The sequence below is a fragment of the Tolypothrix sp. PCC 7601 genome (assembly GCF_025677855.1).
Taxonomy (GTDB): Bacteria; Cyanobacteriota; Cyanobacteriia; order Cyanobacteriales; family Nostocaceae; genus Aulosira; species Aulosira diplosiphon.
Genome location: NZ_CP064879.1, coordinates 5,855,027 through 5,869,667 on the forward strand (window position 1 = coordinate 5,855,027; position 14,641 = coordinate 5,869,667).

Consider the following 14,641-nt stretch of genomic DNA (forward strand, 5'->3'; position numbering starts at 1 on the left):
ATTACCCCTTATCCCCAGAGGGGGCCCCGAGTTCCCCAATCCCCAATCCCTAATCCCCAGTCCCCAATCACCTCCGCCGCTTCTGCATGACAGCCAGGACAATACCTAACGTGGCAAACACAGCGGCGGCGATCGCCCACAAGGGTAAGGGTGGAGATTGAGTTTCTATGGCTTGATTATTGACAGGTTGATTGACATTCTGGGGAGCTTGTGGTATAGTTTGCGAACCTGATGCCACAGTAACTTGAAACTTTAACTCAAAAGGTTTGAAGCTTTCCCCAGAAGTCGGTTTACCAGTAAGTGCCAGCTGATAAGCCCCTGGCTTGGGAAAGGTAATTTCTGTACCTGGCGTATCTTTGTAACGTTCAGCAGACACAGGTTTTAAAGGAGGTTCTAACAGAGGTGGCTCTTGTGGTGTATGGGGTTCAGCATAAATAGCCAACCGACAATCACAATCTTTAAGTGCGATCGCTTTTCCACCTTTGCGAGTGAGTGCAAACCAAGCTTTTGCAGGTTGTCCCGCTTGGGGATTATCATTCGGTTCAATATGTAGAGTGCCACCAACATCTGCGGAGATTTTCACTGAATGAGCAGAAGCGGCGTTAAGGGGAGTTAAGGATAGCAGTAATAAGAAAATTAAAGGAATAGAAGATTTAGCGTGACTTAGTTGGGGGAACATAAAATTTTGCTAAGGTTAACTTTGACCAAAAACAACGTGAACGCAGCAGCAACACACAAAGGGTAACAAACCCAACTGTAGCTACTGCTAGTTTATTTCCCCCAGTTGATTGTGAGGAACCCAAATAATGGGAACCAATTATAACTGCATGAATTACGCTTAACAGCAAAGCTGGCACACTTAATAGATGAATTTGTCGCCAACGCTTGCCTAAAGATTTTTGTACCCAATCAAAACTTGTCAAGGCTGCTGGAGTCATCAATACCAAAGCGACAGCACCAGCAATTATGCTCCACTGAAAATCTGGTTGTAAAAACCAAAAGGCAGCAAGATTCCATTGCAATAAATGTTCCATCATGTGGAAAGTGTGAACCACAGACAGCACAAATGCTCCTACTCCTAAAGCACGGCGATAACGTAGGGGTGATGCCCAAATTCCACTAATGGGACGAGCAATTAGGGCTAAAATCAAGCAAAATAAAGCAGCGTGTCCGGTGTAATCGGCCATTGTGTCGCCGGTTCGCAGCAAAGTAATTGCCCCAATTGCCAGAGTTACCCAACCACCGAGGCGAAATAACTGACTACGCTTGTCTTGGCTTACCAACGACGCAGAAATTCCTGCGCCTAACATCATCGGTAGGGTTCCCAAGCCAAAAGCCAGCATAGTTGCTGCACCCATCCATAAATTGCTAGTTTCGGCAGCTTTGATTTGGGCAGCATAGAGAAAACCACAAGGCATTAAACCCCAAGTCATGCCCAAAAGTGCTGGTGTCCACCATTTGGTTTGTAAGGAAAGGTTGAACATTCCTTTACTGAGATGATTATGTAAGCCTCCTTGTAATAAAGGATGTAAAACAGGAATTTTTGGCAGCAAATCTGGTTTGATTTGCCCTAAACCAAACCAAATCAGCATCAAACCAGTGATAATGGCCATCCAGCGACGTAAATCGCTACCAACGCCAGCTACCTGTCCCCCCTCTAGTAACACTGAACCCAGCGCCCCAATCCCCGCGCCTACTAGGGTATAACTCAACATTCGCCCTAGATTCAGCAAAAGATGAAATTTTAACTGCTGTCGCCAATCAGAATTTTCTTGCTGATGTGATAAAGAGAATGCCATTGTTAAGGGGCCACACATCCCAAAACAATGTCCGAAACTGCCCAAAAAACCCAGGATGATGATGAGTGATAAATCTAGCATTGGGGATTGGGGACTGGGGACTGGGGACTGGGGACTGGGGAACTCGGGGCCCCCTCTGGGGATAAGGGGTAATGGGGATTGGGGAACTCGGGGCCCCCTCTGGGGATAAGGGGTAATGGGGATTGGGGAACTCGGGGCCCCCTCTGGGGATAAGGGGTAATGGGGACTGGGTAAGGGAAGAAGTAATCTTGTACAGACGCGATTAATCGTGTCTCTCCAACTCAGCACTACCTACTGCGGAAATTTAGGGGAAATTGTTGACTCTGTCAAAAGACGAGCTGTCAAACTTGCTGTTTGCGCTACCTTAAGAGTCTGAGAAGCAAGGATAAACCCACATGAAAAAATGGATTTGGCTGGTGCTGTTGCTTTTGGTGGTAGTTGTAATTGTAAGTAGTAAAGGTACTGCGAAAAATCAGTTAGTTGATAGACCTTCATCATCGGTAATTGTTGAGCGCATCCCAGCCGAAAAGATTCCCACACAGAAGTCTTTGCCAGTAGCTAATGATTTGCAAGTGTCTGCTGACAAGCTATTGAAACATATTCAAAATTTGAATTTTCCCCGTTACACGATCGCAGCGCGATCGCGCACTCGCACTTATATTACAACTGAACTGAGAAAATTAGGCTGGACACCTAAGTTAGAAAAATTCTCTGAGGGGATAAATATTGTTGCTGAACGCCCAGGAACTAAAAAAGCGGCTGGTGTAATTTTAGTGGGAGCGCATTATGATACAGTTGCTGTCTCTCCTGGGGCTGATGACAATGCTAGTGGTGTGGCTGTAATGCTGGAAGTTGCCAGAATTCTTGGTTCACGTCCCACACCCAGAACATTGCAACTAGCTTTTTTTGATCGCGAAGAAGGCGGACTTTTAGGCAGTAAGGCTTTTGTGAGCAAAGCAGAACGCTTGCAAAACCTCCGAGGTGTCATCGTTATGGATATGGTGGGTTATGCTTGCTATACTGCCGGATGTCAGCAATATCCTACAGGGTTACCAGTTACGCCACCTAGCGATCAGGGCGACTTTTTAGCAGTAATTGGCGATACAGAACATTTACCTTTATTAAATGCCTTTCAAAACTCGCAAACAATCTCCCCAACTGCTGTAAATAAAGCAGATACCAATCTCCCAGCAGTGCTGAAATTGCCTATTCCGCTTAAAGGCTTGGTTGCACCAGACACCCTACGCAGCGATCATGCGCCGTTTTGGTATCAAGGAATCGGTGCTGTATTGGTAACGGATACAGCTAATCTGCGTACTCCTCACTACCATGAGCCTACTGATATACCAGCAAATATCGAGCGATCGTTTTTCACAGGTGCAGCGCAAATCGTCTTGAATGCTACTAATACATTGTTAGAGAGTGAACAGGATTTAGCGACTCAACCATCATAAATTTTTGCAACCTACATTTATAAGGAGACTCGTTGAAAACCTTGTGGCTTTAGCCCTGTTTACGCCTCATTCACTCTTTCTATGCCTTGGTATACTTATGCTATTTATGTTAGCATAAGCATGTGGTAAATTGGTCGATGCCCATGATTGTTTACGAGTTCAAAGTCAAGGGAAAAGACAAACAATATCAGGCGATAGACGAAGCAATTCGTACTAGCCAGTTCATTCAAAATAAGTGCTTACGCTACTGGATGGACAACAAAGATTCAAAAGTAGATAAGTACGCATTGAATAAATACTGCGCTGTATTAGCTGCAGAATTCCCCTTTGCTGATGAACTCAATTCAATGGCTAGGCAGTCTGCGGCTGAACGTTCTTGGAGTGCGATAGCTAGGTTTTACGATAACTGCAAGAAAAAGGTTAAAGGTAAAAAGGGGTTTCCAAAGTTCAAGAAAAACTGCCGTTCAGTGGAATATAAATCAACTGGATGGAAGCTTTCATCAAGCAGGAAAGCCATCACCTTTTCAGACAATAAAGGTATTGGAACTCTGAAATTAAAGGGAACCTATGACCTTAATTACTATGACATCAAGCAAATTAAACGGGTGCGCTTAATGCGTCGTGCTGATGGATATTATGCCCAATTTGCGATTGATGTTAACGTCAAAATCGCAACTCAACCTACAAATCAAGTAGTGGGTATCGACTTGGGGTTGAAGTACTTCATTGCTGACAACAAAGGTAATGTTGAACCATCTCCCCAGTTTTACCGCAAGTCACAAAAGCAATTAAACCGCGCCAATCGCCAAAAATCCAAGAAGTTCAGCAAGGATAGGAAAAAAGCCAAACAACGGCAATCAAACAATTACCACAAGGCTAGAAATAGATATGCCCGGAAGCATTTAAAAGTAAGTAGGCAGCGAAAAGAGTATTGCAAGAGATTGGCGTACTCCGTCATCCAATCTAACGATTTGGTAGCCTACGAAGATTTAAATGTGAAAGGGTTGGTTAAAAATCGACATCTAGCTAAATCTATTTCTGATGCTGGCTGGTACACTTTTCGCAGTTGGTTAGAATATTTTGGACACAAATATGGAAAGGTGAGTGTTGCAGTTCCTCCCTACAACACAAGCCAGAATTGCTCTAACTGTGGCAAGAAAGTGAAAAAGTCTTTGTCTACTAGGACTCACGTTTGCCCTCATTGTGGATACACAGAAGACAGAGATATCAACGCAGCAATCAACATTTTGAGGCTAGGACTCAGTACCGTGGGACACACGGGAACTTACGCTAGGGGAGATTTGCCCTCTTGGGCGGTTGGCGCAAGCCTGCTGTCTAACGGCGAGTCGATGAACCAAGAATCCCCTCACCTTTAGGCAGGGGAGTGTCAATAAGATAGATAAAGTGCGACTTATTTCTATTTCTATAGTTAGTGTGAGGATATCTTGAGCATGATGATTAACTGAATAAATATGCTCATGGGCTAAAAAACATCTAATTTGCATATATCTATGCCGTCAAAATCTTATGAAGATGGGCATTTTACCCAACTAATTGATGTAATAGCGATATGGAATAGCTGATTTCATGTGCCAGCATTGATCGATCGCATACCAAGCTTTCCGACAACTATCAAAACTGCAAATATTGATATAAGGTCATTCTATGATTCTAGTCACTGGAGCCACCGGGGGAATTGGTCGCAGAGTCGTGCGACTATTACGCCAACAAGAGAAATCAGTGCGAGCATTTGTGCGTCTGAGTTCTCGTTACAGCGAATTAGAACACCGAGGAGCCGAAATCTTCATTGGTGATTTACGGCAAGATAAGGATATTCAACAAGCTTGTAAAGGTGTTGACTATATTATCAGCGCTCACGGTTCCGGTAGTGATGCTTTATCCTTAGACTACCGCGCCAATATTGAGCTAATTGACCAAGCAAAAGCTAATGGAGTCAAGCATTTTGTTTTGATTTCCGTATTGGGTGCTGACAGAGGCTATGAAGATGCGCCTGTGTTCAAAGCTAAACGCGCTGTAGAGAAATATCTAGAAGCTAGTGGCGTGAACTACACTATTTTACGTCCGGCCGGATTAGCATCAAACTTGCTACCATTAGCAGAACGGTTTCGTGAAACAGGGTTGTATCTGCTAATTGGCGATCCCAAAAATCGGACTTCGATTGTCAGTACAGATGATTTAGCTAAAATAGCGGTCGATTCTTTGACAGTGGAAGGCGCTCGTAACCAAACTTTAGCAGTAGGAGGGCCTGAGATTTTAACCCGTGGTGATATCCCGCAAATTTTTGGTCGCATCTTCAACAAACAGCCAATAGTAATTAATGCGCCCCTATTTGCTATTGATGGATTACGCAGTGCTTTGGGTTTATTTAATCCCCAAACACAACAAGCTTTGGGAACCTATCGGACTTTACTCGCCAATGAATTTTTCTGCACAAAAGACGAAATAACCAATTTAGAAAAGATTTTTAACTTTCAATTGGAAACTTTAGAAAATTTTGTGCGGCGCTATTTAGCTGTTTGAGGAATAAGGGATTGGGGATGAGGGAGATGAGGGAGATGTAGACGCTTTGCGGCTTCCCGCAGGGTGGGAGAAACAATAAACGACAAATCCCATTACCAATTACCAAGTTTACCCCTTGCCCCATGCCCAATGCCCCATTCCCAATGACAAAGGACAAATAACAAAACTTCTATGAAATATTCCCTAGTTGCGAATGCTACTCAAGCGCGTCAGACAAAAGAGCGATTTGCTAAACCAGATGAACAATTGTCTTATGAATTGGGTAAGGCAGTACAGGAATTGCCACCGTTATACACTAGATTGTTGGCGGGAACGGTTAGCCTGATTGTATTTGGGGCGATCGCATGGGCACATTTCTCGGAAATTGATGAAGTAGCGATCGCGTCAGGGGAATTAATTGCATCTACACAAGTCAGGCCCATCACCTCTTTAGGTGGTGGCACAATTATTAAAATTAAAGTTAGAGAAGGCGATCGCGTTAATAAGGATCAAGTTTTAATTCAACGCGATCCAGATTTACAACAAAGTGATGTGAATCGCCTGGCTAAGTCTACTCAGTTGATTCAAGAAGACTTACAGCGTTTGGATGCTGAACGTGTGGGAGTTAAAAGTACTGGGACAAAAATCCAAGATGAGTTGTTAAACTCGCGGCTTACAGACTTCCAAGCGCGTCAAGCAACTGCGGAAGCGGAAGCCAATCGCCAGCAAGCAATTATGGCTCAGGCTAAAGTGCGACTCAATCGGTTACAAGAAAACCTCGTTAATGCCAAAACTAGTTTAGGTAATGCCAAAACTAACTTAATTAACGCGAAAACTATCAGTTTGAAAACAGAAAATAATTTGGCGATCGCGCAAAAACGAGAACAAAGCCTACGCACTTTGATGACTCCTGGTGCTGTACCCAGAGTTGATTACCTAGAGGCGCAAGAAAGATTAAATCGGGCTACTACAGAAATTACCAGGTCTAAAGATGAAGTAACTAACGCTCAAAATAAAATTATCGAGGCACAAGATAGAGTTACATCCTTAGAAAAAGATATCGCCGCCCAAGCCCAAGAAATTCGCCAAGCCGAAGAAGCTTATCAAGCCGCACGCAATCAAGCACAGCGTTTAGCTTCAGAACGCCAAAGTGAAATTCTCTCCCAAATTAACAAGCGCAAAGAAGAACTCACCAATGTTGCTGGGCAATTAGAACAAGCTAAAAAGCAAGAAGACGATGAAACAATTAAAGCCCCCTTTGCAGGCACAATTTACAAAATTAAAGCCACTAAAGGGCCAGTACAAGTTGGTGAAGAGTTACTTTCAATTTTGCCAGAAGGTGAAGAGATGTTATTAGAAGTCAAAGTCCTCAACCGCGATATCGGATTTATCCGCGAGGGGATGAAGGCAAAGGTAAAAATGGCAACTTTTCCCTTTCAAGAATTTGGTGTGATTGAAGGTGAAGTGGTGCAAGTTAGCCCCAATGCAGTTACTGATGAAAAATTAGGTTTAGTATTCCCCACCAGAATTAAACTCAATAAACATTCAATTACTGTCCGGGGTCAAGAAGTTGCATTTACCCCAGGGATGGCTGCTAATGGTGAAATTGTCACTCGTAAAAAGTCGGTTTTAACATTCATTATGGAACCAGTAACCCGACGCTTTAGCGAGGCCTTTTCTGTGAGGTAGGATGAGAATTAATAATTGTCGGTTAAGGGTAAAAAGGGTAATGGGAAAAGGGAAAGAAAAACTTTTAACCTTTAACCTTTTTACCGTAACTAATTTTGTATTCAAAACGCTTAACCGAGTTGTATTGGATGAGAATTCAATAGGTTTTGGCTAAGTTTTGATATTCCTTGTATTTGGTAAAAAGGGGAAAGGTTTGATTACCCTTTCCCCTTTTCCCCTTAACCAAATATCTTACAGCTTTATGCTGATGCTATCTTGTTAAAATTCAACTTGTAACTACTATCCACTGACAGCTTGTTGCCAAGAGAATCTAGATAGTTGGTGGCATAAACATCGATATAGTAATTACCTGCAGCTAGATTAGAGAGATTAAACGATTCTGATGTGGTACCAGTATTAGCAGAAGTGGCGATGACTTCTCCTGTATCAATCAAGCCATTATTATTGGCATCGTAAATTAACCTCATATCTGCATTCGCAGTCAAGTTATCGAGAGTTGCTGATATCGTACCTGTACCACCTAGTTGAATGCGGTGGAGTTGGTCAGTAAATTCGCTATTGACGACATAGGAATAATATCCGCCTGTGAAACTAGTCCCTGCGGCTACGACATTGCCGTTGTTATAGTTATAAACCACGTTAGCCAGGGAACTTGGAGTTCCACCTAAAGGCAAACTATAAGGTTGGGCTGCACCAAAGTTAACATTCCAACCAATATCTCGCAGCGCCGCTAGAGACAATTGGCTAAAGGACGAGGTTGCGCCTTTGGTGATATGAGTCATGGTTTCGCTACCAAAGACTTCCTCTTTCCAATGGATATAGTCAGAACCTTCGCCGATACCCGTTGTCATGGGGATGGCTGTTTGGCTAAATGTTCCTCTTAATTCCCCATAAACCCAGCCTGCATAAGTATTGGCTTTATAAGTTCCCGTAGCTGGATCAACAGCTGAACTGTTGAGTAAGCCGACAAGTCCTAAAGCGTGACCAATCTCGTGAATAATTATATCTGGAGTATAATTAGCAACCGTATTTAAGGTATTGAGATAGCCACTACTGAGTGTTAATTTCCCAGAAGTCGGTATGATATGACCTTTAGCATCTGTGGCTGTGGTTAAATAGTTACCTTGAGCTAAAGTACTGCCAGTGATGGAAGTGTCTTCAACAACTGTTAATGCAAAAGTTTGAGCAGTATTGAAACTGCTATAAGCGATCGCACCCTTCCAGAAGTTAATTGCCTTTTGAATCGTAGCTTGTGCAGTGGCGTTGATGTTGCTACCAAAGGAAGGACTAAGAGAAAAACTCAAATTATCGCTAGCAGTAGGGGTAAAGTCCGTGCTGAGATTATAGTTAGCAGTTTGATTGTTATAGCTCATCACTTGCAGATAATAATTACCTGCATCCAGAAACCGACGAATAGATTCGCTAATAGTACCACGTTCCCATTGCCAAGCGAGAATCTCTCCAGTATCTAAAACTCCAGTTGTAGAGTTGTAGAGTTGAGCAGTATCAATCGCACCACTGCCATTAATATCTTTAATTAAGCGAACATCAGCATCGCTAGTTAAACCAGTTAAATTGGCTGTAAACACACCAGACTGATTCACACTAAAACGGTAAAAATCATTAATATCTGTAGCACTGACTTGTTCACTCCGCGAGAAAACGGCTGAGTTTTCTACTTCAGCATTACCTAAAGAATTACCTGGATCTGTTGAAGGAGTAGCAGAAACAGTCAAATTATAGTTAGTGGCAGTACTACCCGATTGATAAACTTGAATATAATAGTTACCCGCACCTAATTTCAGGCTCATAGATTCTGCTGTCGAGCCAGCATTAGAGCTAGTTTGAATCACTGCTCCATTACTGTTAAGCAGTTGCACATTAGCATCTGCAGTTAATTCGTTCAGTGAGAGGTTAAAGTCGCTATAAGTCGATAAGTTGAACTCATAATAATCATTCAAGTCAACAGCACTGAGGCGATCGCGGAAATTACCACTACCACTCACTGTACCCATCTTAAAAGCATTAGCAGTGGTATTACCAGCAATATCAATAGCAGTTGGTTCGCTCCAGTTAGTACTAACGCCAGTAATTTGCCAGTTAGCATCGGAAACGCCATCAAAGAATACACCGTTGAGGAGTTGAGCGCTACTCATGTACCATAAGGCATTTTGCCCATTAGCAGAGTTACGCCATACGATGTCTGAGTAACCATCATTATTGAAATCAGCCGTTCCCTCAATTTTCCAGCTAGTATCAGTAACGCTATTAAAGAATACACCGTTAAGAAGTTGATCGCTCTTCATATACCACAAGGCATTTTGCCCTGTAGCAGAATTGCGCCACACGATGTCTGAATAGCCATCCTTATTGAAATCACCCGTTCCTTCAATTTTCCAGTTAGTATCAGTAACGCTATTAAAGAACACACCGTTGAGAAGTTGATCGCCCTTCATGTACCACAAAGCATTTTGCCCTGTAGCAGAATTGCGCCACACGATGTCTGAGTAACCATCATTATTAAAATCAGCCGTTCCCTGAATTTTCCAGTTAGTATCAGAAACGCTATTAAAGAACACACCGCTGAGGAGTTGTTCGCCATTCATATACCACAAGGCATTTTGCCCGTTAGCAGAGTTACGCCACACAATATCTGAATGACCGTCATTATTGAAATCACCACTTCCCTCAATTTTCCAACTAGTATCGGCCACACCATTAAAGAACACGCCGTTGAGAAGTGTATCATTATTCATGTACCACAAGGCATTTTGCCCTGTAGCAGAGTTGCGCCACACTAAGTCTGTTTGATGATTTTGAGTTGATACAGAAAGACTGTAATTAGTCTCAGAATTATTAGTACCTTGGTAAACTCGAATGTAATAACTTCCAGCATCCAGAATACTATTAATTGATTCAGATATACTGTTGGAATTTGCCGAAATAGCAATCAATTCACCACTACTGTTGAGTAGTTCTAAATTCGCATCGGCAGTCAAATTATTGAGGCAAAGACTTAAGGCACTGCGACTAGTAAAATTCAAACCATAGTAATCGTTATTATCTCCAACTCCCACCCAATCGGTGAAGCTTTGGGTGCCGGAATTAAGATTAAAACCTAAAGCTGTATTTAATGTATTACCTGCATTGTCAGAAGGCATAAATATACCTATATTATTGGGCTAAATTACCCCCTTGAAGACCTTGCTAGCTAAAGGTTTCATCAGGAAAAAAAGACAGAATTGATTTGATTCTGCGCTGTAGTAATACAAAATAGCCTGGGTATACCTGCCCATTTTTAAATAAAAATATGATTATTTATCAGTATATTTTCGTTATTTGTAGATAATAATTAAGCCAAAATATGGCGCTATTTCTATGTTAAAATTCGGCAATCAATATTTATACTTGATACCCAAAGTCTTAAATTAACAATAGTATTCAGTAAATATCACGGGTAACAAGGGGAATGGAAAAAGGAAAAGAAAAAACCTTTAACCCTTAACCTTTAACCTTTTCCCCAACATCAATTTTGAGTTCACAACGCTTAACCGAGTAGTATTGGAACACTAATAAATTCGTCAAAAATAACTGATGTATTAATTTAAATTAGGAATAAGGTTTTATTAGGGTATTTTTACTTAAATAAATAATATTTTTGATACTTAAACTTAAAATTTATCAAAATAAAATTTATAAATGTAAATTTTTATACAAAAATCGATAAAATGGGGAAATTTATCTGTCGATGGCTTTCATTTATGGATACGTAAGCGATCGCATAGTAAAGATTTTGAGTACTGCACTTTGAAAGGCTGGTGTGCTTATACCAATTTGAATCAAGAATGCGAGAAATGGGTAGGGGTCAATACCACTCACTTTGAAGAATGTAGAGATAAGTGGGATGGAAACGATTGGACTCCTGATACCGAAGGATCTGAAACTGGTATCTGTGAATCCAATTTTGATTTTGACGCTTGGGCAGAAGAATACGAAGGAGAGTGAAATGAGAATATTAGTTAGAACTTGGCACAAAGTAAGAGTTGATGGTCAAAAAGAGTTTCAAGAAAAGAATTTCTTGAAGTCTGTAGAATTGCCAGATAATGCTGTAGAGCAAATACTGCAATGGGCGAAAGACTATCAGACAAATTTACTCATCCGTAAATATAAAAAACCTGCACTAACCTTCTCGCAATCTCAGTCTCAAGACCATCTAGTTGCAATGAATCGAATTTTTAGACAACTACAAGAAGATGGACTGAACTCAGAGGATGAAAGATTGGCTATTGGGTTTCTGTTTGGACAATACAGAGATAATCCAGAGCTAATAGATTTGCAAGTCGCTTCTCAGTTTTTTGTTGAAATCGAACAAGAAAGGCAGACAGCATAATGAAACGGACTGTTAGTATCCCAGTTGACTTACCAGCAGAAAGGCTTTTGCCTCTGATGAATCAGTGTGCAGAAATATTTAACGCACACGTTGATTGGGCTATCGCTAACAGTACCTACAACAAAAATAAGGCACACAACGAACTGTATCACCTGTTAAGGGTTCAGTATCCAAGTGTGCCTTCTGCTTTGTTGCAAACAGTCAGAGATAATGCACTTGAAGCAATTAAGGCAACCAAGTTTAAGAGCTTTCCCAAGAAAAAACCAACATCAGGATTAAGGTATGATAAGCGCACCATGACGCTGAGAGGAAAACAATTAACTCTTAGTTGTATTGGTAAGCGAGTTACCTTAATTCTTGATGTGCCTGATTATTTCAAGGAGGTTTTTGAGACTTGGGAGTTTTGTGGGGCAACTGTCACTTATACCAAAAACACTAATCAATTTTGGGTGAGACTGGTTTTTGAGACAGAAGACCCGCAACAAATAGAAGGACAGATTCAAGGAATTGACCGAGGTTTGTACCATCAAGCTGTAACCTCAAATGGTCAATTTTTTAGTTCTTCTAAAATTAGAAAAGTGCAAAGACGTTACTTATACAATCGTCGCAAACTCCAACAAAAAGGCACTCGCAGTGCCAAGCGTCGTTTAAAAGCGATGTCTGGTCGTGAGAAGCGGTTCATGAAGGATACGAATCATTGTGTAAGTAAAAAGTTAGCCAACCAACCAGGAATAGCGGTCTTTGTGCTAGAGGATTTGTCCAGCATTCGCACACAGCGAAGGGGCAAGAAAATGAATAAATGGTTGGGCAGTTGGGCTTTTTACCAACAAGAGCAATTCTTGACTTACAAGGCAGAAGCACTGGGTAAGCGAGTAGTTCATCAAGACCCTCGTTACACTTCCCAGAAATGCAATATCTGCAAGCACATTCGCAGGACGAACCGCCACAAGTCTAGATTCCATTGCAAAAACTGTGGACATCGGACACACGCGGATCTCAATGCTGCAAAAAATGTCAGGGATGATTACATTCTCTCCTCTACCCAGCGCAAAGTCGGAGCGGAGGTTTCCTCCGATCTGAACTTTGCAAGAGAAGGGACAGAGGAGCAGGCATCAGTCAATATGCCATACGTTTCAGCCGATTCTTTCGGTTAGTTACAAGCCCCATCCCCTTGTGGGTGGGGCGGTTGACCGAGATTTAGCTCCCGACTTTCTCAAAAAGTCGGGGAGCTGGACAGTAGCGTTTGCTGTAGGCTAAATGTTAACGAACCATTTCCGCAATTCATCCACTTGTTCTTGGAATTGTCGCAGAATTTTTTCTATATCGGTTGCTGGCTCATCATCATTTTTTGGCTGATCTTTCAAGCTGTTGTAACTGCTGCTATTGAAATCGCTCTCATAGTATCGCAATTGTGACCAGTTAGCAGCCTGAAAATTATAATTGCTTTCAGCCTCAGAGGTAATATTCAAGCTGAAATCAGAGAGATGATTATCATTGAGGGGACTAATATTAAAGCTAGAAGTAGACAGTTGTGTACTATTAGCTGCTATATCTGCAATGAACTGACTAAGAACGGAACCAGCACCGAAGCCAAGGTTGGGATCTGAGCTATTATTACCTGCAGTCTGTGTGAGAATTTGCCGGACTTGAGCATCTGTTAGCAGAGGATTAGCACTCAGCATTAACGCTACTACTCCAGCAACGTGGGGAGTTGCCATTGAAGTACCACTATAATAACCATACTGATCGCCAGGTAGTGATGAGTAGATATTTACTCCTGGTGCTGTGACGTAGGCGAGTTGAGAGATTCCTGGTTGGTTAGAAAAGTCAGCAATTTTATTGTTCTGATCTACAGCTCCAACTGCTAGTCCCCACTGGTCAGCATAGCTGCCGGGGTAAGATATGACGGGTAGACCATTATTACCAGCAGCCATCACCACAACGACCCCTTTTTTGCTGGCATATTCTATGGCTGATGCTAGGGTGCTGTTAGGAAAATTGCTTCCAAGGCTGAGATTAATTACATTTGCTCCTTGATTGACAGCATAGTAAATACCATTAGCGATAGAGCTAACCGAACCTGAACCAGCATCATTAAGAACTTTTACAGGCATAATTTTGGCATTATAGGCAACGCCAGTCACACCAACACCATTGTTTTCTCCAGCAATGGTGCCAGAAACATGAGTACCATGACCATTTCTATCGATGACTTCATTGGTGCTTTCTATAAAGTTCCAACCGTGAATATCATCAATGTAGCCATCGCCATCATCATCTATGCCATTACCAGCAATTTCTCGAGTATTAGTCCAAATATTATTTCTTAAATCTATATGGTTGTAGTCAACCCCAGTATCTAGAACAGCAACTACAACGCCTTGACCTGTATATCCTCTCGCCCAGGCTTCTGGTGCTTTGACAAAGTCATCACCCCAATTTTCGCCACCAACATCAGGAACATCAGCAAAGGTATTTTGACCAATAGCTTTAGCAACTGCTGCTGACGCATTTACCAGACCATAGCCTGTAGCAGAGTCATAACTTTGGGTATTAAAAGTATCGTTACTATTAATTGTTGCGTCAAAACTACTACGGCTACTGTTGTTTAAGCTGTAGTTATCTCGAGGATTAAAAGTATCTACTGAGGAGATAGGAGTGACATTTAGCCCGTTATCAGTTAATGATTTTTGATTAGTATACTCAAGGGGCATAAGTAATTTTTCCTCAAAGATAAGAAAATTTTTGACAGCCAAAACTTTTAAAAC

10 protein-coding genes are annotated in these 14,641 nt (G+C 41.8%); 6 read left to right on the plus strand and 4 right to left on the minus strand.

The features are described from left to right. Positions 1–67: 67 nt before the first annotated feature. Both HG267_RS24100 and HG267_RS24105 read right to left on the minus strand, forming a co-directional pair. Positions 68–679: a hypothetical protein gene (locus HG267_RS24100; RefSeq protein WP_045868335.1), complete on the minus strand. Its 612-nt coding sequence runs from the start codon at positions 677–679 to the stop codon at positions 68–70. Then, positions 654–1,880, minus strand: coding sequence for a sulfite exporter TauE/SafE family protein (locus HG267_RS24105; RefSeq protein ID WP_045868336.1), 1,227 nt, complete (start codon positions 1,878–1,880; stop codon positions 654–656). The genes HG267_RS24100 and HG267_RS24105 overlap by 26 nt, the downstream gene beginning before the upstream one ends. A 335-nt stretch (positions 1,881–2,215) precedes the next feature. Here HG267_RS24105 and HG267_RS24110 point away from each other — a divergent pair, with 335 nt between their 5' ends. The 4 genes from HG267_RS24110 (at position 2,216) to HG267_RS24125 (ending at position 7,483) form a co-directional block, all read left to right on the plus strand. Further along, entirely contained in the window at positions 2,216–3,274 is a 1,059-nt protein-coding gene (locus tag HG267_RS24110; protein WP_045868337.1) for a M20/M25/M40 family metallo-hydrolase, read from the plus strand. Positions 3,275–3,417: 143 nt separating this feature from the next. After that, positions 3,418–4,650 (plus strand): RNA-guided endonuclease InsQ/TnpB family protein, encoded by a 1,233-nt coding sequence (locus tag HG267_RS24115; RefSeq protein ID WP_045868900.1) that lies wholly within the window; start codon positions 3,418–3,420, stop codon positions 4,648–4,650. Between the two features lie 289 nt (positions 4,651–4,939). Then, entirely contained in the window at positions 4,940–5,815 is an 876-nt protein-coding gene (locus HG267_RS24120; RefSeq protein ID WP_045868338.1) for an SDR family oxidoreductase, read from the plus strand. Between the two features lie 171 nt (positions 5,816–5,986). Then, positions 5,987–7,483 (plus strand): HlyD family efflux transporter periplasmic adaptor subunit, encoded by a 1,497-nt coding sequence (locus HG267_RS24125; protein WP_045868339.1) that lies wholly within the window; start codon positions 5,987–5,989, stop codon positions 7,481–7,483. A 239-nt stretch (positions 7,484–7,722) separates the two neighbouring features. Here HG267_RS24125 and HG267_RS24130 read toward each other — a convergent pair whose 3' ends face one another. Further along, positions 7,723–10,644 carry a pre-peptidase C-terminal domain-containing protein gene (locus tag HG267_RS24130; protein ID WP_052335066.1) on the minus strand — a complete coding sequence of 974 codons (2,922 nt, stop codon included), beginning with the start codon at positions 10,642–10,644 and terminating at the stop codon, positions 7,723–7,725. Positions 10,645–11,489: 845 nt separating this feature from the next. On the opposite strand from HG267_RS24130, the gene HG267_RS24135 reads away from it, so the two are divergent. Beyond that, positions 11,490–11,873 carry a hypothetical protein gene (locus HG267_RS24135; protein ID WP_045868341.1) on the plus strand — a complete coding sequence of 128 codons (384 nt, stop codon included), beginning with the start codon at positions 11,490–11,492 and terminating at the stop codon, positions 11,871–11,873. Next, positions 11,873–13,027, plus strand: a complete 1,155-nt coding sequence (locus HG267_RS24140) for an RNA-guided endonuclease InsQ/TnpB family protein (RefSeq protein WP_071989345.1) — start codon at positions 11,873–11,875, stop codon at positions 13,025–13,027. Before HG267_RS24135 ends, HG267_RS24140 begins: the two co-directional genes overlap by 1 nt. Before the next feature lie 99 nt (positions 13,028–13,126). Here HG267_RS24140 and HG267_RS24145 read toward each other — a convergent pair whose 3' ends face one another. Then, positions 13,127–14,587 carry a S8 family serine peptidase gene (locus HG267_RS24145; RefSeq protein ID WP_045868903.1) on the minus strand — a complete coding sequence of 487 codons (1,461 nt, stop codon included), beginning with the start codon at positions 14,585–14,587 and terminating at the stop codon, positions 13,127–13,129. Positions 14,588–14,641: the final 54 nt, after the last annotated feature.

Bases quoted from the DNA above. Each gene is read 5' to 3' on its own strand.
- HG267_RS24125 (WP_045868339.1), top strand. From the start codon at position 5,987: ATGAAATATTCCCTAGTTGCGAATGCTACTCAAGCGCGTCAGACAAAA.
- HG267_RS24135 (WP_045868341.1), top strand. From the start codon at position 11,490: ATGAGAATATTAGTTAGAACTTGGCACAAAGTAAGAGTTGATGGTCAA.
- HG267_RS24145 (WP_045868903.1), bottom strand. From the start codon at position 14,587: ATGCCCCTTGAGTATACTAATCAAAAATCATTAACTGATAACGGGCTA.
- HG267_RS24115 (WP_045868900.1), top strand. From the start codon at position 3,418: ATGATTGTTTACGAGTTCAAAGTCAAGGGAAAAGACAAACAATATCAG.
- HG267_RS24105 (WP_045868336.1), bottom strand. From the start codon at position 1,880: ATGCTAGATTTATCACTCATCATCATCCTGGGTTTTTTGGGCAGTTTC.
- HG267_RS24110 (WP_045868337.1), top strand. From the start codon at position 2,216: ATGAAAAAATGGATTTGGCTGGTGCTGTTGCTTTTGGTGGTAGTTGTA.
- HG267_RS24120 (WP_045868338.1), top strand. From the start codon at position 4,940: ATGATTCTAGTCACTGGAGCCACCGGGGGAATTGGTCGCAGAGTCGTG.
- HG267_RS24130 (WP_052335066.1), bottom strand. From the start codon at position 10,644: ATGCCTTCTGACAATGCAGGTAATACATTAAATACAGCTTTAGGTTTT.
- HG267_RS24140 (WP_071989345.1), top strand. From the start codon at position 11,873: ATGAAACGGACTGTTAGTATCCCAGTTGACTTACCAGCAGAAAGGCTT.
- HG267_RS24100 (WP_045868335.1), bottom strand. From the start codon at position 679: ATGTTCCCCCAACTAAGTCACGCTAAATCTTCTATTCCTTTAATTTTC.